At 55.8% G+C, this 19,526-nt stretch carries 20 protein-coding genes and 1 pseudogene; 11 read left to right on the forward strand and 10 right to left on the reverse strand.

The features are described 5' to 3' along the window. Nucleotides 1-152: 152 nt before the first annotated feature. Nucleotides 153-926, forward strand: a complete 774-nt coding sequence (locus C7476_RS09295) for a DUF1223 domain-containing protein (RefSeq protein ID WP_245426250.1) — start codon at nucleotides 153-155, stop codon at nucleotides 924-926. Between the two features lie 465 nt (nucleotides 927-1,391). Then, nucleotides 1,392-1,679: pseudogene (locus C7476_RS09300) on the forward strand (DUF2794 domain-containing protein); the annotation flags it as partial. A 16-nt stretch (nucleotides 1,680-1,695) separates the two neighbouring features. Here C7476_RS09300 and C7476_RS09305 read toward each other — a convergent pair. The 4 genes from C7476_RS09305 to C7476_RS09320 all read right to left on the reverse strand — a co-directional run bounded on the left by C7476_RS09305 (nucleotide 1,696) and on the right by C7476_RS09320 (nucleotide 6,667). Next, entirely contained in the window at nucleotides 1,696-2,244 is a 549-nt protein-coding gene (locus tag C7476_RS09305) for a GNAT family N-acetyltransferase (RefSeq protein WP_114429892.1), read from the reverse strand. 160 nt (nucleotides 2,245-2,404) lie between these two features. Next, nucleotides 2,405-3,181 (reverse strand): Bax inhibitor-1/YccA family protein, encoded by a 777-nt coding sequence (locus C7476_RS09310; RefSeq protein WP_114429662.1) that lies wholly within the window; start codon nucleotides 3,179-3,181, stop codon nucleotides 2,405-2,407. A gap of 190 nt (nucleotides 3,182-3,371) precedes the next feature. Continuing rightward, the gene (locus C7476_RS09315) at nucleotides 3,372-5,939 is read right to left on the reverse strand and encodes an ABC transporter permease (RefSeq protein ID WP_114429663.1); all 2,568 of its coding nucleotides are present in this window, start codon (nucleotides 5,937-5,939) and stop codon (nucleotides 3,372-3,374) included. Beyond that, on the reverse strand, nucleotides 5,936-6,667 hold the full coding sequence (locus tag C7476_RS09320) for an ABC transporter ATP-binding protein (protein WP_181872400.1): 732 nt from the start codon (nucleotides 6,665-6,667) through the stop codon (nucleotides 5,936-5,938). The genes C7476_RS09315 and C7476_RS09320 overlap by 4 nt, the downstream gene beginning before the upstream one ends. 41 nt (nucleotides 6,668-6,708) lie before the next feature. Between C7476_RS09320 and C7476_RS09325 the strand changes: the two genes are divergently transcribed. Next, nucleotides 6,709-7,368: an arylesterase gene (locus C7476_RS09325; RefSeq protein ID WP_114429664.1), complete on the forward strand. Its 660-nt coding sequence runs from the start codon at nucleotides 6,709-6,711 to the stop codon at nucleotides 7,366-7,368. Between the two features lie 162 nt (nucleotides 7,369-7,530). Then, a complete protein-coding gene (gene thpR, locus C7476_RS09330; protein WP_114429665.1) occupies nucleotides 7,531-8,127 on the forward strand; it encodes an RNA 2',3'-cyclic phosphodiesterase in 597 nt (198 codons plus the stop codon). Here the strand turns inward: thpR and C7476_RS09335 are convergent. Further along, a complete protein-coding gene (locus C7476_RS09335; RefSeq protein ID WP_114429666.1) occupies nucleotides 8,079-8,549 on the reverse strand; it encodes a low molecular weight protein-tyrosine-phosphatase in 471 nt (156 codons plus the stop codon). The two genes, thpR and C7476_RS09335, sit on opposite strands and share 49 nt — an antisense overlap. A 120-nt stretch (nucleotides 8,550-8,669) precedes the next feature. Here C7476_RS09335 and C7476_RS09340 point away from each other — a divergent pair, with 120 nt between their 5' ends. The 4 genes from C7476_RS09340 to C7476_RS09355 all read left to right on the forward strand — a co-directional run bounded on the left by C7476_RS09340 (nucleotide 8,670) and on the right by C7476_RS09355 (nucleotide 11,603). Continuing rightward, a complete protein-coding gene (locus tag C7476_RS09340; protein WP_114429667.1) occupies nucleotides 8,670-9,062 on the forward strand; it encodes a YkvA family protein in 393 nt (130 codons plus the stop codon). Between the two features lie 253 nt (nucleotides 9,063-9,315). Continuing rightward, the gene (locus tag C7476_RS09345) at nucleotides 9,316-9,819 is read left to right on the forward strand and encodes an invasion associated locus B family protein (RefSeq protein WP_114429668.1); all 504 of its coding nucleotides are present in this window, start codon (nucleotides 9,316-9,318) and stop codon (nucleotides 9,817-9,819) included. Between the two features lie 120 nt (nucleotides 9,820-9,939). After that, nucleotides 9,940-11,178 (forward strand): dual-specificity RNA methyltransferase RlmN, encoded by a 1,239-nt coding sequence (rlmN, locus tag C7476_RS09350; RefSeq protein ID WP_114429669.1) that lies wholly within the window; start codon nucleotides 9,940-9,942, stop codon nucleotides 11,176-11,178. After that, complete coding sequence (locus tag C7476_RS09355) at nucleotides 11,175-11,603, forward strand: hypothetical protein (RefSeq protein WP_114429670.1); 429 nt, start codon at nucleotides 11,175-11,177, stop codon at nucleotides 11,601-11,603. The genes rlmN and C7476_RS09355 overlap by 4 nt, the downstream gene beginning before the upstream one ends. A gap of 9 nt (nucleotides 11,604-11,612) precedes the next feature. On the opposite strand, the gene C7476_RS09360 is transcribed toward C7476_RS09355, so the two are convergent. Then, nucleotides 11,613-12,254: a LysE family translocator gene (locus C7476_RS09360; protein WP_114429671.1), complete on the reverse strand. Its 642-nt coding sequence runs from the start codon at nucleotides 12,252-12,254 to the stop codon at nucleotides 11,613-11,615. A gap of 250 nt (nucleotides 12,255-12,504) precedes the next feature. Here C7476_RS09360 and C7476_RS09365 point away from each other — a divergent pair, with 250 nt between their 5' ends. Together C7476_RS09365 and C7476_RS09370 are read left to right on the forward strand one after the other, a co-directional pair. After that, on the forward strand, nucleotides 12,505-13,728 hold the full coding sequence (locus C7476_RS09365; RefSeq protein WP_114429672.1) for an argininosuccinate synthase: 1,224 nt from the start codon (nucleotides 12,505-12,507) through the stop codon (nucleotides 13,726-13,728). 152 nt (nucleotides 13,729-13,880) lie between these two features. Continuing rightward, nucleotides 13,881-15,929: a M3 family metallopeptidase gene (locus tag C7476_RS09370; protein ID WP_114429673.1), complete on the forward strand. Its 2,049-nt coding sequence runs from the start codon at nucleotides 13,881-13,883 to the stop codon at nucleotides 15,927-15,929. Nucleotides 15,930-15,947: 18 nt separating this feature from the next. Here the strand turns inward: C7476_RS09370 and C7476_RS09375 are convergent, their stop codons facing one another. Both C7476_RS09375 and C7476_RS09380 read right to left on the reverse strand, forming a co-directional pair. Continuing rightward, entirely contained in the window at nucleotides 15,948-16,769 is an 822-nt protein-coding gene (locus tag C7476_RS09375) for an alpha/beta fold hydrolase (protein ID WP_114429674.1), read from the reverse strand. Nucleotides 16,770-16,915: 146 nt separating this feature from the next. Beyond that, on the reverse strand, nucleotides 16,916-17,338 hold the full coding sequence (locus tag C7476_RS09380; protein WP_114429675.1) for an organic hydroperoxide resistance protein: 423 nt from the start codon (nucleotides 17,336-17,338) through the stop codon (nucleotides 16,916-16,918). Nucleotides 17,339-17,486: 148 nt separating this feature from the next. Between C7476_RS09380 and C7476_RS09385 the strand changes: the two genes are divergently transcribed. Continuing rightward, nucleotides 17,487-17,957 (forward strand): MarR family winged helix-turn-helix transcriptional regulator, encoded by a 471-nt coding sequence (locus C7476_RS09385; protein ID WP_114429676.1) that lies wholly within the window; start codon nucleotides 17,487-17,489, stop codon nucleotides 17,955-17,957. Nucleotides 17,958-18,003: 46 nt separating this feature from the next. Here the strand turns inward: C7476_RS09385 and C7476_RS09390 are convergent, their stop codons facing one another. Further along, nucleotides 18,004-19,038, reverse strand: coding sequence for an aspartate-semialdehyde dehydrogenase (locus tag C7476_RS09390; protein WP_114429677.1), 1,035 nt, complete (start codon nucleotides 19,036-19,038; stop codon nucleotides 18,004-18,006). A gap of 101 nt (nucleotides 19,039-19,139) precedes the next feature. Next, nucleotides 19,140-19,271, reverse strand: a complete 132-nt coding sequence (locus tag C7476_RS29095) for a hypothetical protein (protein ID WP_281032685.1) — start codon at nucleotides 19,269-19,271, stop codon at nucleotides 19,140-19,142. Nucleotides 19,272-19,526: the final 255 nt, after the last annotated feature.

Here is a 19,526-nt window from a genome sequence, read left to right on the forward strand (position 1 = left end):
CCTTTCGACCAGAGCCTCGGGATCTAAGGCAAGACGAAACGTGATCGAATTCACCTCAAAGTGACTTCCTGTTGAAACGATCGGCTCCTATCAATCTTCTGACAATGAAATGACAAATAAGAACTAAAAAACTCGGGAAGAAAATAACTGCCTTGCCCCTGCGCACCCTATCCAGACGCATTGTAATCAGCGCACCGTTCGTGGCAGCAGTGGCCTATGTGCTGCCTGTCTATGCGGGGGATTCTGGCCAGCAACCAGAAGGTGTCGTCGAGCTTTATACGTCTCAAGGCTGTGGATCATGCCCCCCGGCGGATGCGGTGCTGAAGTCGCTTGCTACGGAAGGAAAGGTTGTCGCGCTGGCCTTCCACGTGGATTATTGGGACTACCGCGGCTGGAGGGATAGCCTAGCCGTACCCGAAAACACCGACCGTCAGAATGCATATCGTACCGCGCTGGGATTGAACGGTGTTTATACGCCGCAGGTGATCATCAATGGCCGGGAGCATATGAACGGTCAGGATGGCCAGAAGATTCGCAGGCGTATTGCAGAAACGCGTAACACACCGACTGGGCTTACCATCCCCGTATCCATCGAAAAGGCCGCGCAGGACCGGCTGTTGATCGACATAGGTTCAGGCCCATCAGCAACCAATCCGGTTCGGGTTCTGCTGGCCTATTTTAATCGGGAGAGTATCATCACCATTCCCGATGGCGAGAATGTTGGGCGCAAGGTCAATTACGCCAATAGTGTACGCGCGATGGAGACGGTCGGCATGTGGGATGGAACGGCGCAGAAGATCGAAATCCCGCTAAGTGAGATCGCCAGCAAGAAAGCGTCCGGCTGCGCGGTGCTGCTGCAGGAGATGCTGGGTGAAGGCAAGCCAGGCCCTATCATCGGCGCCTCCATTATTGCCGCGAAACCCTAGAGCACCCAGAAAAACAGGCCGGATAAATCCGGCCTGAGTATTGGGGCATGTTGCTTAGGGAGACTTGTCGGGCTCAACCCGGGCAACCCGTTGGGCGGGGGGCTTGGGGTTTTCGGATTGCTTCGAGAAAGAGGCCGGTCTCCGACAACATGCGATTGATGTTGGGTGTCGAATCCGGCGGCAATGCGAACAGATAATGGCGAGAATGTGTCAACCTATCACCATTGAATTCACGACGTATTGCTTTGTGAGAAAGCCCACAAAACAGTTCGTAAGCAGCGGTATCGAACAGCTCCCATAACTCCGGACTTGTAAATTGACACGGATCAGGCCAACTTATGTCATCCACGTGACACAACAGTTCTCAAAGGCGGTTGATTGATGGACAGCAATGCAGGTGGCGACGAATCGCAACAGCAGGCTAAACTTATCTCCCTTACCCGTAACAACGATTTGCCCGTAACCTTCAACCGGCGCGAACTCGATCAGATCCTAGGAATATATGGTTTCATGGTATCTGCCGGTGAATGGCGGGACTATGCCATCGATCATTTGATGGACCGGGCAGTCTTTTCGATCTTCCGGCGAACCAGTGAAGTACCGATGTTCCGGATAGAGAAAAACCCCAGGCTTGCGCGCAAGCAAGGCGCGTACAGTGTCATTGCTGCCAGTGGCCTCATTCTCAAGCGCGGACAGGAACTCGATCGGGTACTAAGGATTTTCGACAAGAGCCTGAGGGTCGTACGGAGTTAGGGTCCTGACTTAGCGCTTAAGCTTTCAGCGGAGGCTTGCCAGGCAATGTTTCCGAGCCGCCGTTCATATCCAGCTGCATCAGCACGGTGTCGAGCCAACGGCCGTGCTTGAAGCCCGATGCCTTGATCGTCCCCGAATGTTTGAAGCCGGAGCTCAAATGCAAGCGTACCGACGCCGATGCATCGTGGCCATCGCCGATGACTGCGATAAACTGGCGGAAGCCGAGATTGGTACAATCCTTGATCAGCTGTTGCAGCAGGACCTTGCCGAGCCCCTTACCCTTGGCCTCCGGCGCAACATAAATCGAATCTTCGGCTGACCACCAATAAGCCGGGCGTGTCCGGAAATAACTGGCATAGGCATAGCCGATTACTGCTCCGTCGAGTTCCGCGACAACGTAGGGAAATCCATCCGTGGTGATCGCATGGAACCGCCGCGTCATCTCCTCCATATCGGGTGGATCGATTTCGTAAGTCGCCGTTCCATGCAGGACGGCGTCGCGATAGATTTCGGTTATGGCCGGAAGGTCGGCGGGGCGGGCCGAACGGATATGAATCTGGGACATGGCATTTCGCAATGAATAGATGATCTTGAACGCTTCATGCACTTCTTTGCATGGAATTTGAAGGGAGCGTCGCGAAAATTGTCGCCGAATCACCGGCGGCAGGAAAAACGATAAGGGCAGCGTTTCCGCTGCCCTTATCTTCAATTCAGGTTCGCAAGAGTCAGTTGCGGTTACCCAGGAACTGCAGCAGGAACATGAACATGTTGATGAAGTCGAGATAAAGTCGGAGTGCACCCATGATTGCCTTGCGGCCATAAGTGTCCGAGCTATCACCTTCGTAGTACATTTCCTTGATATTCTGCGTGTCATAGGCAGTCAGGCCGGCAAAGACCAGAACGCCGATAGCCGAGATTGCGAACTGCAACGCGCTCGACGCAAGGAAAATATTAACCAGCGACGCAAGGATGATACCGATCAGGCCCATGAACAGGAACGAGCCCATCCCGGACAGATCACGCTTTGTGGTGTAGCCGTACAGAGACAGCGCACCAAACGATGCTGCGGTGATGAAGAAGGTCTGAACGATGCTTCCGGATGTATACACGAGGAAGATCGAGGACAGGGAAATACCGACGAGCGCGGCATAGACCCAGAACGTCGTCTGCGCAGCAGCAACGCTCATCTTCTCGATGCGGAAGCTCAAGAAGAACACTGCGGCAAGTGGTGCAAGCATCACAACCCAGCGAAGGGGCGAGCCATAGATTGCCACGCCAAGATTTGTCAGCATCTTGCCGTTCGGCAACTGCGCTGCGGCGAGCGACGCATCATTGGTGGTTGCGAGATAAACGATTGCAAGGGCGGCCAAACCGGTCACAGCAAGACCGATACCCATAAGGTTATACACCTTCAGCATGTAGCTGCGTAGACCTTGATCGATCCCCGCGTCCACACGCACTCCGGCCGATGTACGGGCCTGGATGTTGCGATAGTCAGCCATGGTTTTCCTCATTTGCTTCGTCCCGTCGGGTGTCGGGGGAATCCCGGGCGCCGCTGGCGGGACCCCAGCATGCCTTGCTAAGAATTATGGTGATTTAAATGCCTCATAACAAGACCTGATTTACTCAAGATCGTGTGTTGCAGTCCCAAATTGCCCTGAATCCGTACAATATTACATCGTTTTAATGATTTCAAAGGTTTCGCAAGATCGGCGCCGCCTTCTGGCCAAGTATTCGCCATGTGCCAGCGAGGCCGAAACCGATAGTCAGAACCAGTGCGATAATTACCGTCATCATCGCCACCTCCGGCTGGAATGAAGCTGGCAATGTCATGACACGCACAATCACATACCAGGCAGCCACACCACCGGCGAGCAACGCAAAAATAGCGGTTGATAGGCCGAGCAGCATATATTCGAGCGTAAAGGCCTTTATCAGCGTGCGTCTGGTCGCTCCAAGCGTTTTCAGCACGACCGCATCATGGACACGCGCGCGGTTTCCTGCCGCCAAAGCACCGCCAAGCACCAGAATCGATGCGATGAGTGCCACTGACGCTGCCGCGCGAATAGCAACGGCCAATTGTCCGACCAGCTCATTTGCGATGGTGATCGCATCCTTGACCCGAACGGTCGTCACCGCCGGAAAGGCGCGGGTCACATCGCGCATGACGGTGGCTTCTTGCTGGGAGGTGGCTGCGGGGTCGGTCAGGGTCGCCAGCCACGCATGCGGCGCGCCGGTAAACGTGTTCGGCGAAAACACCATCACGAAGTTGATGGCAAGAGATTCCCACTGGAGTTGGCGAAAATTGGCGATCCGCGCGGTGATGTTGCGACCAAGCACATTGACCGTCACGGTGTCACCAATCTTCAAGTCAAGATTGCCAGCCTCTTCGGCAGAGAAGGAGACGAGCGGTTCACCGGAGTAATCAGCCGGCCACCACGAACCTTGTGTCAGCGTCGAGTTTTCCGGCACGGTTTTGGCATAGGTGATACCGCGATCGCCGCGCAATACCCATGCGCCCTCGGGTGGAATGGTCAATTTGGTGATATCGGTCCCGTTGAACGCGACGATCCGACCGCGCAGCATCGGAGCGCTGACGATCTTGCCATTCGGCGCCGCATTCTGCAGGAGACTGGTGAATTGATCGACCTGCTTGCTCTGAATATCGACAAAGAAGAAATTTGGCGCCCGCTCGGGCAAGTTACCCGCCAGTTGCTGGCGCAAACTACCGTCGATAAGGGCAAGCGCCACGAGAAGCGTCAGTCCCAGGCCAAGCGACAGGACTACGGACGGAGTCAGGGCACCAGGCCGGTGAATATTGCCAAAAGCCAGTCGCAGCGCTGTCGATCGCACGCGCGGCGCACGCCGTGCAAGCCATTGAACCAGGCCCGAAACAGCGCGCAAAACGACGAATGAGAACGCCACTGCGCCAACAAAGACCATGGCGATTCGCCGGTCATAGGCAAAAATCACGGCCAGCAAGCAAAGAATGGCAATTAGCACAACCGCGACTACCACATAGATTGGCTTCGGCCAGCCCCGCTGTTCAAACCCCTGTTCGCGGAAAAGTGCCGTCGCTGGAACGTCCCTAGCGCGCCCCAAGGGCAATATGGCGAACGCGAGCGTTGTCAAAAGACCAAACAGCGCCGCCCAGAGCAATGCGCCGGGATAGAAGCCGCCCTTCGAGGCGATGGGCAGAACACTTTGCAACGCATAGCCAGCGGCATAAGGAATAAGGGCCGCAACGACGAGGCCGATGAGAATTCCGGCCAGCGCCATGATGACGATCTGTATCAAATAGACGGCGATGACGAACCAGCCTGGAGCTCCAAGCGACTTGAAAGTGGCAATGACGCCGCGCTTCGCGTCGAGATAGGACCTTACCGCATTGGCTACGCCAACCCCGCCAACGATCAGGGAGGTCAGCCCGACTAAGGTCAGGAATTGTGAGAACCGTTCGATATTGGCACTGAGCGAAGGCGCGGCATTGTTGCGGCCACGTATTGTCCAACCGGCTTGTGGAAATTGCTTTTGCGCTTCGTCGCGTATGGCAGTGATCGCAGCGTCCGTCTCCCCGGCTGGTAGAGCGATCTTATAGCTATGATCGACAAGGCTTCCCGGCTGGATAAGCCCGGCAGCTCCAAGTCCTTCAAGCGAAACCATGAAGCGAGGTGCGAAGCCAAAGCCGTCGGATAGCAGATCCGGCTCGTTGCTGATGACGGAGCGCAACTCGAACGTTGCAGTTCCAAGGAGAACCCGGTCACCCAGCTTCAGATTGAGCCGGTCGAGAAATATCTGGGCTATGGCGGCTCCGTAGGCACCATCCTTTTCTGCAAACAGTGCCTGATGGTCAAGTGCGGGTGTTGTCTGCAGCGCTCCATAGAGCGGATAGGCATTGTCCACTGCCTTCACTTCCACCAGCGACTGATCAGACCCGTCGGCGAGCCTTGCCATCGACCGCATGTTGGCGCTGACGGCTACGCGGCCCTTGCTGTCGAGAAAAGCCCGCTCGTCCGGGTCGACTTCGCGCTGGTTGAGCTGGAAACGGATATCGCCGCCAAGGATGCTCTGGCCTTGCGTGGAGATACCCGCCGTAACGGAGTTTGCGACCGAGTTGACACCGCCAATGGCCGCCACACCAAGCGCAATGCAGGCGAGAAAGATATAGAACCCTGACAGACCACCGCGCATTTCACGCAGGGCGAAACGCAACGCCAGTTTCAGGGACGGTGAAGCACGGGCGGGGGATATCTCGCTCATGCGCTTTTCGCCAGCTCCGGAGCATGTTCATCCGCTTCGATCAGGCCGGAGCGAACGCGGATCTCCCTGTCGCAGCGCGCGGCAAGCGTCGCGTCATGGGTGACGAGGACCAGCGTGACGCCGAATTCCTTCTGCTTCTCAAACAGTAGGTCGGTTATTTGCCGGCCGGTCGCAGTGTCGAGATTGCCCGTTGGCTCGTCGGCAATGAGGATCTTCGGCGACGGCGCCAGTGCGCGGGCAATCGCGACGCGCTGCTGCTCGCCGCCCGAGAGTTCCCCTGGGTAATGCGTAATGCGATCGGCTAGACCGACTGCCGCGAGCACATTCTCTGCAATACCGAAGGCATCCGGATTCCCCGCGAGCTCGAGCGGCACAGCGACATTTTCGAGCGCCGTCATGTTCGGAATGAGATGAAATGATTGGAATACGATGCCGATATTGCGACCGCGGAACGCCGCGATCTGATCTTCGCTCATGCTTTCGAGTTTCTCGCCGGCAATCTGGACCGAACCGGAATCCACATGCTCAAGTCCGGCAAGAACCATCAGCAGTGTCGATTTGCCCGAGCCGGACGGGCCGACAATGCCGACTGACTGCCCATAATTGATATTTAGCGAGATGCCTTTCAGTACATGAACCGAGGAAGCGCCGCTGCCAAGTGTCAACTCAATGTGATCAAGCGCGATAACGGATTTAGTCACGAAGCACTTCCTTTGCGGTATGGTCATCACCAGATTGATTGCAGCTGGTCTGATATGGGTACCCAAGAATGAGATTCAAACCATTGTTACAGTTCTTCGTTTTGTCTGGCCTTGTTGCCTTGCCGTCCGTGGCTCTGGCCAATCAAAATGCCGTGTCCGACCGCCCCTTGGCGGTCGTCGGTTTCGGCGACAGCCTGATGTCCGGCTTCCAACTGCCAATCCAGGATTCGTTCACCGCCCAGTTGGAAAAGGCCCTGAAGGACAAGGGTGTCAACGTGACGATCACCAATGCGGGCGTTGCGGGAGAAACGACCACAGACGGCGTCTCCAGGCTGGATTGGTCGGTACCCGAAGGTACCGACCTGGTGATTCTCGAATTCGGCGCCAATGACGCGCTTCGAGGCATCGACCCGGCCATCAGCGAGAAAAACCTTTCCGATATCCTTGAGAAATTGAAGCAGCGCAAAGTTCAGGTCATTCTCGCCGGCATGCTGGCACCCCCCAACATGGGCAATGATTATGCCGAGAAATTCAACGCGATCTTTCCACGTCTGGCGAAAAAATACGACGTGCCGCTCTATCCCTTCTTCCTGGATGGGGTCGCCACAGTAAAATCATTGCAACTCGAAGACGGCGAACATCCGAACACGGAGGGTGTTGCCAAGATGGTTGAACGTTTTCTGCCCCTCATGGAAAAGACCATAAGCCAGCGCACCGCATCACAATAGGTGCTCAACGCGCTGATGGAGGCAATCTGGCAACCTGTTCCGCCACCTTTGGATGAGCCGTGGCTAATTTGTCGCGCCGGAGGATAATCTGAACTTATGTCTTGCTCGCGAGTTCATTCGATGATTCTCTAAAGTCACAACTCGATTCGGGGAGGATGCCTTATGCCGCGTCTCTTTACTGCCCTCGAAATCCCGAGGGACGCCGCTCTCTCACTGTCGCTCTTGCGCGGTGGCCTGCCAGGTGCCCGATGGATTGATGTCGAAAACTATCACATCACACTGCGCTTTATCGGAGATGTCGAAGGCCATATCGCCGACGAGGTCGCCAATGCGCTCGACCGGATAAGGCGACCGGAGTTCACGCTGCAACTTTCCGGCGTGAACGCCTTCGGTTCAAAGAAGCCCCATAGTCTGGTCGCGGGCGTTTTTCCTTCGCCCGATATTCAGGCCCTGCACGCCGAAATCGAACGCATCTGTCAGCGGCTTATGCTGCCGCCCGATCAACGCAAGTTCACTCCGCATGTCACGCTGGCACGACTGCGCAATGTCCGTAATGAAGAAGTCGCGCACTATCTCTCCTCACGTGGAAACTTCTCCACAGCGCCGTTCACAATCGGACGTTTCGTGCTGATGTCTTCGCGCGACTCCATCGGCGGCGGGCCTTACATCGTCGAGGAAGCCTGGCCCATGGAAGCCCCGCGCTCTTTCTATCAGAACCGCGCGGAGAGGCCCTTGGAAGCCGCCAGGATCATTCGGTAGACGCGTTCGAAATCGACACTCGTGCCGTAATACGGATCCGGGATCTGTTTGGCTTCTCCAAGTGCGAGCTCATAGAACATTCCGAATTCCGCTGTAGCAAAGCTGGGCCGCCGCGCTTTAATGGTCGCGATATTCTCCCGGTCCATGCCGACGATCAGGTCAAACCGGTTGAAATCATCCGCGATGAGTTGACGGCACCTTTGAGCTGAAATGTCGATGCCGTGGCGACTGGCGACGGCAATGGAACGTTGGTCCGGCAATTCTCCCGTGTGATAGCCATTGGTACCGGCGGAATCTATGAGAACACCATTCTCCTTCCTCTCCGCCGCAAGCACCGATCGGAATACACCCTCGGCCAAGGGAGAGCGGCAAACATTGCCGAGACAAACGAACAGAACGGAATGAAGCGGGTGTGATGTCATGCAAGCACTCTGGTTTGGACGGGGACGTGTTCACCAATTCCTGCAACAATTTCACTGAAACTCTTGCAGCAGGTGGCCGTTCTTCCCATGTTGTCACGGAATGGTTTTGAAGGAAAAGGGATGAACGACGCAAAGATTGGCGAAATTCTGGAACCGGGGAGTGAGGATCAGCAGCGCTCCCGCGAGGAACGCGTTCGTGCGCGCTTCTGGAAAACGGCACGCAAGGCTGCGAAATCGATCCCGTTTCTCGATGAAGTGGTTGCCGGTTATTTTTGTGCGCTCGATCCTGCGACGCCGACGAAAGTGCGCGGCATCCTTCTCGGTTCGCTTGCCTATTTCGTATTGCCCCTCGACTTCATTCCGGACTTCCTCTTCGGTCTCGGTTTCACCGACGACGTCGCAGTCCTGATGGCAGCATTGAGCGCCATTCGCAGTCACATCACACCGGCGCATCGGGCGGCCGCACAGACGGCGATCGAAAACCTCGACCGCGACCCTTCGCCGGCCAATTGATTTCGATTCATCACAAGGATGTGAAACCGTGAAACGTCAAAGTCTCGCCGCTTTTGTTTGGCTGGAGTTCACAGGTGGGACGTTAACGAGGACGCGATATTCGTAGCTCTGAAAATTTGCTCTATCTTCACCGTTTGGTAACCCAGATTAAGTCAAATTAAGGGAAGCGAACTGGACAATACGGCATTCGGAAATCTCCGGGCCATTGCCGGTTCGCTAGTTATGAAATACGCGAGAAAAACTGGTAGGTAAAATGTTTGGAAAATCAATCGTAGCGATCTCTGTGCTCATGTTTGGGCTGACGGGAACAGCTCTTGCCCAGACCCCAAGTCAGATCAGCCAGTACAACGCGTGGGGCGCTTACAGCTACCAGCAAGGCAACGGTAAAGTCTGCTACGTCCTTTCTGTCCCCATCGACAAGCAACCTGCCAAGATCGATCATGGCGATAATTTCTTCATGGTCAGCCAGAAGCCAGGGCAGAACGTCAGTTATGAGCCGCAGTTCAAGGCTGGCTACGATCTGCAGGCAAATTCGAAGGTCGTTGTAAAGATCGACGAGCGCTCTTTCTCCATGTTTACGAGTGGCAGTCATGGCTGGATGGAAAACGCTGCCGAAGAACCGCAACTGGTCGCTGCGTTGCGCGCGGGACATCAGATGTCAATCAACGCTGTCTCGAAGCGCGGTACGAAGACGAGTTATGCGTATTCGCTGAAGGGTGTCTCGGCTGCTCTGAAGGCCATTGCGACCTGCAAATAACAATTCGAAGAGATGTCGTCGCAAGGGCCGAGCACTGTTTCGGCCCTTTTGCATGTGGAGGTGACGCGCGGGCTGGAACGTGGTATGAGCCCGCTTCCGATTAGAACGTTAGAAAACTCCATGTCCGTATCGCTAGACCTGACACACCCTGTTGCCCGGGATAAATCCCGTGATGCTATTCGAACCGCGCTGGTTGAAAAGCCGTCGTTGATTGGCTTGTCGCGTGCGGAAATGGGCGAGGCGTTGGTTGCGATTGGCGTGCCGGAACGTCAGATAAAGATGCGCGTCGCACAGCTCTGGCATTGGCTCTATGTACGCGGCGTTTCCGATTTCGCCGATATGCTCAACATTTCGCGGGACATGCGTGAATTGCTGGATCGGCATTTCAATATTGCGCGTCCGGAGATCGTCGAGGAACAGATCTCCAATGACGGGACGCGCAAGTGGCTGTTCCGCTTCCCGCCACGCGGGGCCGGACGTCCTGTGGAGATCGAAACCGTTTATATTCCGGAAGAAGGCCGCGGCACCCTGTGTATTTCCAGCCAGGTCGGCTGCACCCTCACCTGCTCCTTCTGCCACACTGGCACCCAGAAGCTCGTCCGCAATCTGACCGCCGAAGAGATTCTGGCTCAGCTGCTCATCGCCCGGGACTGCCTCGGCGATTTCCCTGATCGCAATACTCCGGATGGCGCCATTGTACCCGCTGAGGGCCGCAAGGTTTCCAACATTGTGATGATGGGGATGGGCGAGCCGCTTTATAATTTCGAGAACGTCAAGAAGGCTCTGCTAATCGCCTCCGATGGCGACGGCCTGTCGTTGTCCAAGCGCCGGATCACATTATCGACTTCAGGCGTTGTGCCTGAAATTTATCGCGCGGGCGAAGAGATTGGCGTCATGCTGGCCATCTCGTTACATGCGGTGAACGACGATCTGCGCGACATGCTCGTGCCTATCAACAAGAAGTACCCGCTGAAGGAATTGCTCGATGCTTGCCGGGCTTATCCGAGCCTCTCCAATTCGAAGCGGATCACCTTTGAGTATGTCATGCTCAAGGGCGTCAATGACTCGCTCGACGATGCCAAACAGCTTGTAAAGCTACTCAGGGGCATTCCGGCGAAGATCAATCTGATCCCGTTCAATCCCTGGCCCGGTGTGAACTACCAGTGTTCCGACTGGGAGCAGATCGAGAAATTCGCCGATTACGTCAACAATGCTGGCTACGCCTCGCCGATACGCACTCCGCGCGGACGTGATATTTTGGCAGCCTGCGGCCAATTGAAATCAGAATCGGAACGCATGAAGAAGACCGACCGTCTGGCGTTCGAGGCGGCCATGATCGCCGGGCACGGCGAAGATTGAGCCGGATCCTGTTCTACTTGCTGCGTTTTGGCCTGATCACGTTTGGCTTTGTCTGCGCGATTTTCGCCGCATCCCTGTTCCTTAACCTGCTGCTGCTCGGTAGCTCCGAGTTGATCGGCTCGGAGGGTCCATTTCTCTATCTGACCGTTCCGGCTTTTGCGGTGGTGATTGGCTACAGCATCTTCTTTCCGGCGGCCATCCTGATCCTGTATGCCGAGCTGACCGCCTGGCGCGATTGGCTGTTCTACGCGCTCGGCGGTGCTGGCATCGCCGTCGTGATCATTGTCTGGAAATGGCGGCCGCAGGCGGAAGACACAAGTACATTCGCTGCAATCCTCGCCACCGGGGTTGTCGGTGGTTTTGTTTACTGGCTGATTTCAGGACGCAGTGCAGGCGTGATCGCGCAGCTGCCGAAAGACCTGTAGCCTAACGCACTACTTCGCTTGTGCCATCAGGATCTTTGCCGCGAAAGCGGAAAAAACACCCGCGAAAAGCCAATCAGTGATCCGGGTGACCGTCGGGTTTTTCTTGAGCAGCTTGGAAAACTTGTCCGCCGCGATAATCATCGGCGCAACCACAGGCAGGGCGAGCGGGATAAACAGCACACCTAGAAAAAACAGTTTTCCGGGTGCGTGCGGATCCGAGGCCGAGACGAACTGTGGCAAGAAGGTCATGAAAAACAGAATGATTTTCGGATTGAGCAGATTTATTCCGAAGCCGGTCAGCCAGTTTTGAAACAATGTGTGAGATTGCCCTGCCTGCTTTTCGGGCGAAAATGCTGACCCATGGCGGATTGCCTGATAGGCAAGCCATACCAGGTATCCCGCGCCGACGATCTTGAGCGCAAGGAAGGCGCTTGGTGAAGCAACAATCAATGCGGAAAGCCCAATAGCCACCATCGTCGTGTGTACGACAACCCCGCTGCTTGCGCCGGCCAGACAAGCAAAACCGGCCGCCTTGCCTTCCGACAAAGCCCGTCCCACGAAAAGCGTCATATCAGGCCCGGGTGTGATTGACAGAACGAAGGTCGCAACGGCGAACTGCAGGATGATGGACCATTCGGGAATGAAGTTCATTTACAAGCTCCGCTACGGATTTGGCGGAAACTAACGCGACTGTCGGATTTTAGCCACCCGCTTTCGGGGCTCGACGCCTATTTTGTACGCTGCATTTTCGAATGTCGTTCTCGAACCGTTGACTTTTCCGGTTCACCGACCGACACGACACCTGCAGAGGCAAGCCGCAGCTCTCCGAGACCAGCCTTGCCAACATCACCCCACCTGATAAAAGACCCTGCAAGAAATGGCCAATATGCGGGAAAACAGAATGAACAAGTGGAAAGACGTCAAGAAGGTCGTGCTCGCCTATTCGGGTGGACTCGACACATCCATCATCCTGAAGTGGCTGCAGACGGAACTCGGCGCTGAAGTCGTCACCTTCACCGCCGATCTCGGCCAAGGTGAGGAACTCGAACCGGCTCGAAAAAAAGCCGAGATGATGGGCATCAAGGAGATCTATATCGAAGATGTGCGCGAGGAATTCGTTCGCGATTTCGTCTTTCCGATGTTCCGCGCCAATGCCGTCTATGAAGGCGTTTATCTGCTCGGCACTTCGATTGCCCGCCCGCTGATTTCAAAACATCTCGTCGAGATCGCAGCCCGCACCGGCGCCGACGCAATCGCCCACGGCGCGACCGGCAAGGGCAACGATCAGGTCCGTTTCGAGCTTTCCGCCTATGCGCTCAATCCGGATATCAAGGTGATCGCGCCCTGGCGCGACTGGACCTTCAAATCGCGTACGGATCTTCTGGAATTTGCGCGCGAACACCAGATCCCGATCGCCAAGGACAAGCTCGGCGAGGCCCCGTTCTCAGTAGACGCAAACCTTTTGCACTCTTCGTCGGAAGGAAAGGTACTTGAGGATCCGTGGGTGGAGGCTCCGGAATATGTCCACCAGCGCACGATCTCGCCCATGGATGCGCCAGATAAGGTAACGGAAATCGAAATCGCTTTCGAAAAGGGCGATGCGGTTGCTATCGACGGCAAGCCGCTCTCCCCCGCAACATTGTTGAAAGCGCTCAACGACCTTGGCCGCGACAATGGTATCGGCCGTCTTGATCTGGTCGAAAACCGTTTCGTCGGCATGAAATCGCGCGGTGTTTATGAGACACCCGGCGGCACCATACTTCTCGCCGCACATCGTGCAATGGAATCAATTACGCTCGACCGCGGCGCCGCTCATCTCAAGGATGAATTCATGCCACGCTATGCCGAACTCATCTACAACGGTTACTGGTTCTCGCCGGAGCGTGAAATGCTGCAGGCCATGATCGACAAAAGCCAGGACGATGTAGAAGGCACCGTTCGTTTGAAGCTATACAAGGGCAACGTCATGGTTTCCGGCCGGAAGTCGAAAAAGTCGCTCTATTCGGACGCTCTCGTGACTTTCGAGGACGACCACGGCGCTTATGATCAGATGGACGCCGCTGGATTTATCCGCCTCAACGCGTTGCGGCTGCGCACGCTTGCCGCCCGCAAGCGCAACAGCTGATATGTCCGAACGCGAAGCGAAGCGGGGCCCTGCCCCGCTTTTTTTGTTTGGCACACTTGTGCAGACTTTATCGCAGATCCGACTTGTGGCACTCGCTTCTCCGTCTTAGATGTTACACGCTTAGAGTTTCTTGCCTATGACGGAGTGCCCCCATGTCCTCAACAAAACCGTCCATCAACGCAGCATTGAGAGAATGGACCGGGCCTCTTGGGCTGCCGGACTTCACCGCGTTCAACGATGACGACTTCACCGCTGCCTTTGATGCCGCCCTTGCGGGAGACCTCGCCGATATCGAGGCCGTGATTAACCAGCACGACGTCCCGACGATTGAGAACACGCTGAAAGCCTTGCAACTTTCCGGCAAGGACCTGGATCGCGTCTCCGCAATATTCTGGCTGCGGGCCGGTGCCCACACCAATGAAACGATTCAGGCGCTTGAACGGGTCATTGCGCCGAAAATGTCACGCCATTCTTCCTCGATCATGATGAACCCGCTGCTCTTCGCGCGTATCGATTCGCTTTACGAGCAGCGCGACCTGCTCGGTCTCGATCCCGAAACAGATCGCGTACTGGAAAAGACCTGGAAGGGTTTTGTGCGCAGCGGCGCGCGGCTCGCTGAACAGGGGAAGGCACGGCTTGCCGACATTAATGAAAGGTTGGCAAGCCTTGGCGCGCAATTCGGGCAGAATGTGCAAAAAGACGAAGCGGATTGGGCACTTTTCATCACTGACGAGGCGGAGCTGGCCGGTTTGCCGGATTTTGTGCGTGATGCGATGCGCGGTGCCGCCGAAGAACGTGACCGCCCCGATGCCTGGGCAGTCACATTATCCCGCTCCATTATCGAACCGTTCCTGTCCTTCTCCGAGAACCGCTCCCTGCGCGAAAAGTCGTTCCGTGCATGGGCAGCCCGGGGCGAAAATGGCGGCGAGACGGACAATACCGACATCGTTGCCGAAATGGTGAAGCTGCGTGCTGAAAAAGCCAAACTGCTCGGCTACCAAAGCTTTGCGGCTTACAAGCTCGATGACACGATGGCCAAAACGCCCAAGGCGGTTATGGACTTGCTGGAACCGGTCTGGGACAAAGCCAAGGCACGCGCCGCCGAAGAAGAAACCGATCTGCAGCGACTTATCACAGGCGAAGGCCGCAATCACAAAGTCGAACCCTGGGACTGGCGCTACTATGCCGAGAAACTGCGCAATGAACGTTTCGCTTTCGACGAGGCCGAACTGAAACCCTACTTGCAACTGGAGAAGGTCATCGAGGCCTGCTTCGACGTCGCGACACGTCTGTTCGGAATTACGTTCGAGGAGAAACAGGGCATTCCGACCTGGCATTCCGATGTCCGCGTCTGGGAAGTTTTCAATGCGGATGGCAGCGAACGTGGTCTCTTCCTTGGCGATTACTTCAATCGCCAATCGAAGCGCTCTGGCGCATGGATGAGCGCGCTCCAATCGCAACACAAGCTCGACGGCGAGCACAAGCCGATCATCTACAATGTCATGAATTTCGCCAAGCCACCCAAGGGGGAGCCTGCTCTGCTATCGCTTGATGGTGCGAAAACGCTGTTTCATGAGTTTGGCCATGCGCTGCACGGACTTTTGTCGGACGTCACCTGGCCAGCGGTTTCCGGCACATCCGTATCGCGTGACTTTGTCGAATTGCCATCTCAACTCTACGAGCACTGGCTGACCGTGCCGGCCATTCTTGAGAAGTATGCAATTCACTACCGCACCGGCGAAGCGATGCCGAAGGCCTTGCTCGACAAGGTGCTAGCAGCCAATACATTCAATGCGGGGTTCAACACGGTTGAATTCACCTCGTCTGCGCTGGTTGACATGGCGTTTCATGCGGACGGTAACCCCCCCGTTGATCCGATCAAATTCGAGGCCGATACATTGAGGCAACTGGAGATGCCCGACGCCATTATCATGCGCCATCGCACCCCGCACTTCACCCACGTGTTTTCCGGAGACGGTTATTCAGCCGGCTATTATTCCTATATGTGGTCGGAGGTGCTGGATGCGGATGCGTTCAAGGCATTCGAGGAGACGGGCGATGTGTTCAACAGTGATCTCGCCGCGAAGCTCAGGCGGTATATCTATTCAGCGGGCGGAAGCCGTGATCCGGAAGATCTCTACAAGGCATTTCGCGGCAAGATGCCCACGCCCGATGCAATGATCGAAAAGCGTGGGCTTTGATCTGATTTAAAGTCCAGATCAGGCCTTGGCGAAATCCAGAAGGTCCTTGTTCAGTTCATCCTTGTGCGTTGTTGCAAGACCGTGAGGCGCACCGGGATAGACCTTCAAGGTAGCGTTCTTCACGATTTTGACAGCCTTCCGCGCCGCATCGTCAATTGGCACGATCTGGTCGTCATCGCCATGGATGAACAAGGTCGGAATGTCGAACTTCTTCAGATCTTCGGTGAAGTCAGTTTCGGAGAATGCCTTGATGCAGAAGTAGGAGGCCGGCATACCGGCCATCATACCTTGCAGCCAGAACGCTTCCCTTACCCCTTCGGAAATTTTTGCTCCGCTGCGATTGTAGCTGTAGAACGGGAGTGACAAATCCTTGAAAAACTGCGAGCGGTCGGCAATGACACCATCGCGAATGCCATTGAAGACATCTAGCGGCAGACCTTCCGGATTGGCGTCCGTCTTTAGCATTAGCGGCGGCACTGCGCCGACCAGCACGGCTTTGGCTACGCGTTTTGTACCATGACGGCCGATATAGCGGGCGACTTCACCGCCGCCGGTTGAATGACCGATCATGATCGCGTCCTGCAAATCGAGCTTGTCGAACAGTTCCGCCAGATCGTCCGCATATTGGTCCATGTCATTGCCGTGCCACGGCTGGCTCGACCGGCCATGACCGCGGCGGTCATGGGCAATGACTCGGTAGCCATTTGAGGCGAGGAAGAACATCTGGTCCTCCCAGGCATCCGAAGAGAGCGGCCAGCCATGGCTGAAAACCACCGGCTGTCCCTTGCCCCAGTCCTTGTAGTAGATTTCAGTACCGTCGTTTGTGGTGATCGTAGGCATAGTTTGTCCTTTCGCTGGTTGTGGCTCGATTTCCTGCATTTGGGCAACGAACGCTGCCTTGGGAAAAAGCGGGGGATGTCATGTGTAACGGGATATCGCTCTGGGTGTAGCTGTCTTGGACAACCCTAGTACGACAACCCTTGGTGTCAATTAATCGATATACGTACGTTGAGGTTGCTACGTGTGGCCTCGGAATAGGGGCAAACAATGTGCGCGGCATCCACAATTTCCCGAGCCTGTGCAGCTTCCACACCCGGCAGAGTGACTGCGAGCGCGACATCCAAGCCGAACCCCTTGCCGTCGTCGCGCGGACCAATGCCAACTGTTGCAGTGACAGCGCTCTCCTCGGATAGCTTCACCTTTTTCTGACCAGCGACGTATTTGATCGCGCCAAGAAAGCAGGCGGAATAGCCGGCGCCAAAGAGCTGTTCCGGATTGGTGCCGTCACCGCCATTCCCGCCAAGCTCCTTCGGCGTTGACAGCGTAATCTGCAGGCGGCCATCCTCACTTGCTGCGCGGCCCTCGCGGCCGCCAGTTGCCGTCGCCTTCGTTGTGTAGAGAATGCTCATCACTTGTTCCTTAGATTGGTTGTTCAGCACGCATTAAATTGCACACAATTAAATAGTGCGCAATAGATATTCGATGTGGCGAAAAATTAAATGATGCGCAATTCAATTGCCTTTGCTATCTTGCACTGCCTTGGAAGGATACTGAACAATGAAACCAACATCGGGAAATGCACCGGACTCCCTCCTCAAACTGGAAAACTTCCTGTGCTTCGCCATCTATTCGACCGCCAACGCTGTTACGCGTGCCTACCAGCCGCGCCTGGCGGTGCTCGGCCTGACCTACCCGCAATATCTTGTGATGGTGGTGCTCTGGGAGCGGGAAAACCAGACGGTTAAATCGATCGGGGAAAAGCTCAGCCTTGATTCCGGCACGCTGACCCCGCTTCTAAAACGTCTGGAGAGCGCGGGCTTGATCACACGACGCCGCGATACGGTGGACGAGCGTCAGGTTCTGATCGGACTTACGGATGAAGGCCGAGCCGCGCGCAGACGCGCAGAAGCCATACCCATTGCAATCGGAAAGGCTTTTGGGTGCACCCTAGGCGAGGCGAATGATTTGCGCGCCGAATTAATAACTGTGCGCGACAATCTCATTGCCAGCATCGACAAGGCAAAATAAAAGGGCGCGGTCTCCCGCGCCCTTTTGCAGTTCAAACGGCTAATGATTAGGCCGCAATTTTCTTCGGCTGGATGAGCCCGCGCGCAACCAGAAGCTCGGCAATCTGGATCGCATTAAGCGCCGCACCCTTGCGCAGGTTGTCGGAAACGATCCAGATGGAAAGACCGTTTTCGACCGTAATATCTTCGCGGATACGGGAAATGTAAGTCGCATCTTCACCGGCGGCTTCGTAAGGCGTGATATAGCCGCCATCTTCGTGGCGATCCACGACCAGGCAGCCCGGCGCATCGCTCAGGATCTCGCGGGCTTCCTCGGCGCTCATCGGGCTTTCGAATTCGATATTTACCGCTTCCGAGTGACCGATGAATACCGGTACGCGCACGCACGTCGCCGTGAGCTTGATTTTCGGATCAAGCATCTTCTTGGTCTCGGCGACCATCTTCCACTCTTCCTTGGTCGAGCCATCTTCCATAAAGACGTCAATATGCGGAATGACATTGAAAGCAATGCGCTTGGTAAACTTTTTGGCCTCCACCGGATCGGCGACGAATACCGCCCGCGACTGCTGAAACAGTTCGTCCATGCCGTCCTTGCCCGCACCCGAAACCGATTGATAGGTCGCGATGACCAGGCGCTTGATCCTGGCCTTATCATGCAACGGCTTCAACGCGACCACGAGCTGCGCAGTCGAACAGTTCGGATTGGCGATGATGTTCTTCTTGGTAAAGCCGGTAATTGCATCGGGATTAACTTCCGGCACGATCAGCGGCACGTTTGAATCGTAACGCCATGCGGAGGAGTTATCGATGACAACGCACCCCTGCGCGCCAATCTTCGGTGACCATTCCTTTGACACGTTACCGCCGGCAGACATCAAGCAAATGTCCGTATCGGAAAAATCGTAATTTTCGAGGTTTTTGACCTTGAGCGTCCGGTCGCCATAGGACACCTCGGTTCCCTGCGAACGGCGCGACGCAAGCGCCACGACTTCGCTGACCGGAAACCCGCGCTCTTCCAGTATTGTAAGCATTTCGCGGCCCACATTGCCTGTGGCACCAACAACCGCAACCTTGAAACTCATCTGTGGTATCTCCTGTCCCTCTCTGCTGTATAAACCCGCTGGCCACTGCGGGTCTTCTCCCCCGGGCCGGACCCGGGAGGGGGCGAGCAGGCCAAGGGAAATCAGACCGTTTTAGTGGTCGTTTTCGCAGTCTGTTTGGCCGAAATTTTAAGGGCAAGAGCACGCGCATCACCGCCTCCGGCAAGCTTACCGGAACCGTTCTTCAAAAACAGCGCTGTTGTTTCGCCACCCATGCGGGCATCTCCTTGTCCGTCTGTGCTTGTACGCGGTTTCGGTAAAGAGTCAATTGTTTCGGCAAATGACAAGAATATGTCGCGTTACGCACAATTTTCGGCAATTGACGTAAGATGCGGGCTTTGCTTTGATCAATATATGGTGAACACTTCATCCGTATATCGGGTGCGTGACCTTTTGGGGGAAAAATTCCGGAGGACACTCACCAACGCGTTGTCTACGGCGAGCAATTCTGGTCCGCAGCTGACCACGCG

This window comes from Phyllobacterium bourgognense (assembly GCF_003337575.1).
In the GTDB taxonomy this organism is placed as follows: domain Bacteria; phylum Pseudomonadota; class Alphaproteobacteria; order Rhizobiales; family Rhizobiaceae; genus Phyllobacterium; species Phyllobacterium bourgognense.

Excerpts from the sequence above, each read along its gene's own strand:
- C7476_RS09305 (WP_114429892.1), bottom strand. The coding sequence starts at position 2,244 with ATGTCCCAGATTCATATCCGTTCGGCCCGCCCCGCCGACCTTCCGGCC.
- C7476_RS09310 (WP_114429662.1), bottom strand. The coding sequence starts at position 3,181 with ATGGCTGACTATCGCAACATCCAGGCCCGTACATCGGCCGGAGTGCGT.
- C7476_RS09315 (WP_114429663.1), bottom strand. The coding sequence starts at position 5,939 with ATGAGCGAGATATCCCCCGCCCGTGCTTCACCGTCCCTGAAACTGGCG.
- C7476_RS09320 (WP_181872400.1), bottom strand. The coding sequence starts at position 6,667 with ATGACCATACCGCAAAGGAAGTGCTTCGTGACTAAATCCGTTATCGCG.
- C7476_RS09325 (WP_114429664.1), top strand. The coding sequence starts at position 6,709 with ATGAGATTCAAACCATTGTTACAGTTCTTCGTTTTGTCTGGCCTTGTT.
- thpR (WP_114429665.1), top strand. The coding sequence starts at position 7,531 with ATGCCGCGTCTCTTTACTGCCCTCGAAATCCCGAGGGACGCCGCTCTC.
- C7476_RS09335 (WP_114429666.1), bottom strand. The coding sequence starts at position 8,549 with ATGACATCACACCCGCTTCATTCCGTTCTGTTCGTTTGTCTCGGCAAT.
- C7476_RS09340 (WP_114429667.1), top strand. The coding sequence starts at position 8,670 with ATGAACGACGCAAAGATTGGCGAAATTCTGGAACCGGGGAGTGAGGAT.
- C7476_RS09345 (WP_114429668.1), top strand. The coding sequence starts at position 9,316 with ATGTTTGGAAAATCAATCGTAGCGATCTCTGTGCTCATGTTTGGGCTG.
- rlmN (WP_114429669.1), top strand. The coding sequence starts at position 9,940 with ATGTCCGTATCGCTAGACCTGACACACCCTGTTGCCCGGGATAAATCC.
- C7476_RS09360 (WP_114429671.1), bottom strand. The coding sequence starts at position 12,254 with ATGAACTTCATTCCCGAATGGTCCATCATCCTGCAGTTCGCCGTTGCG.
- C7476_RS09365 (WP_114429672.1), top strand. The coding sequence starts at position 12,505 with ATGAACAAGTGGAAAGACGTCAAGAAGGTCGTGCTCGCCTATTCGGGT.
- C7476_RS09370 (WP_114429673.1), top strand. The coding sequence starts at position 13,881 with ATGTCCTCAACAAAACCGTCCATCAACGCAGCATTGAGAGAATGGACC.
- C7476_RS09375 (WP_114429674.1), bottom strand. The coding sequence starts at position 16,769 with ATGCCTACGATCACCACAAACGACGGTACTGAAATCTACTACAAGGAC.
- C7476_RS09380 (WP_114429675.1), bottom strand. The coding sequence starts at position 17,338 with ATGAGCATTCTCTACACAACGAAGGCGACGGCAACTGGCGGCCGCGAG.
- C7476_RS09385 (WP_114429676.1), top strand. The coding sequence starts at position 17,487 with ATGAAACCAACATCGGGAAATGCACCGGACTCCCTCCTCAAACTGGAA.
- C7476_RS09390 (WP_114429677.1), bottom strand. The coding sequence starts at position 19,038 with ATGAGTTTCAAGGTTGCGGTTGTTGGTGCCACAGGCAATGTGGGCCGC.
- C7476_RS29095 (WP_281032685.1), bottom strand. The coding sequence starts at position 19,271 with ATGGGTGGCGAAACAACAGCGCTGTTTTTGAAGAACGGTTCCGGTAAG.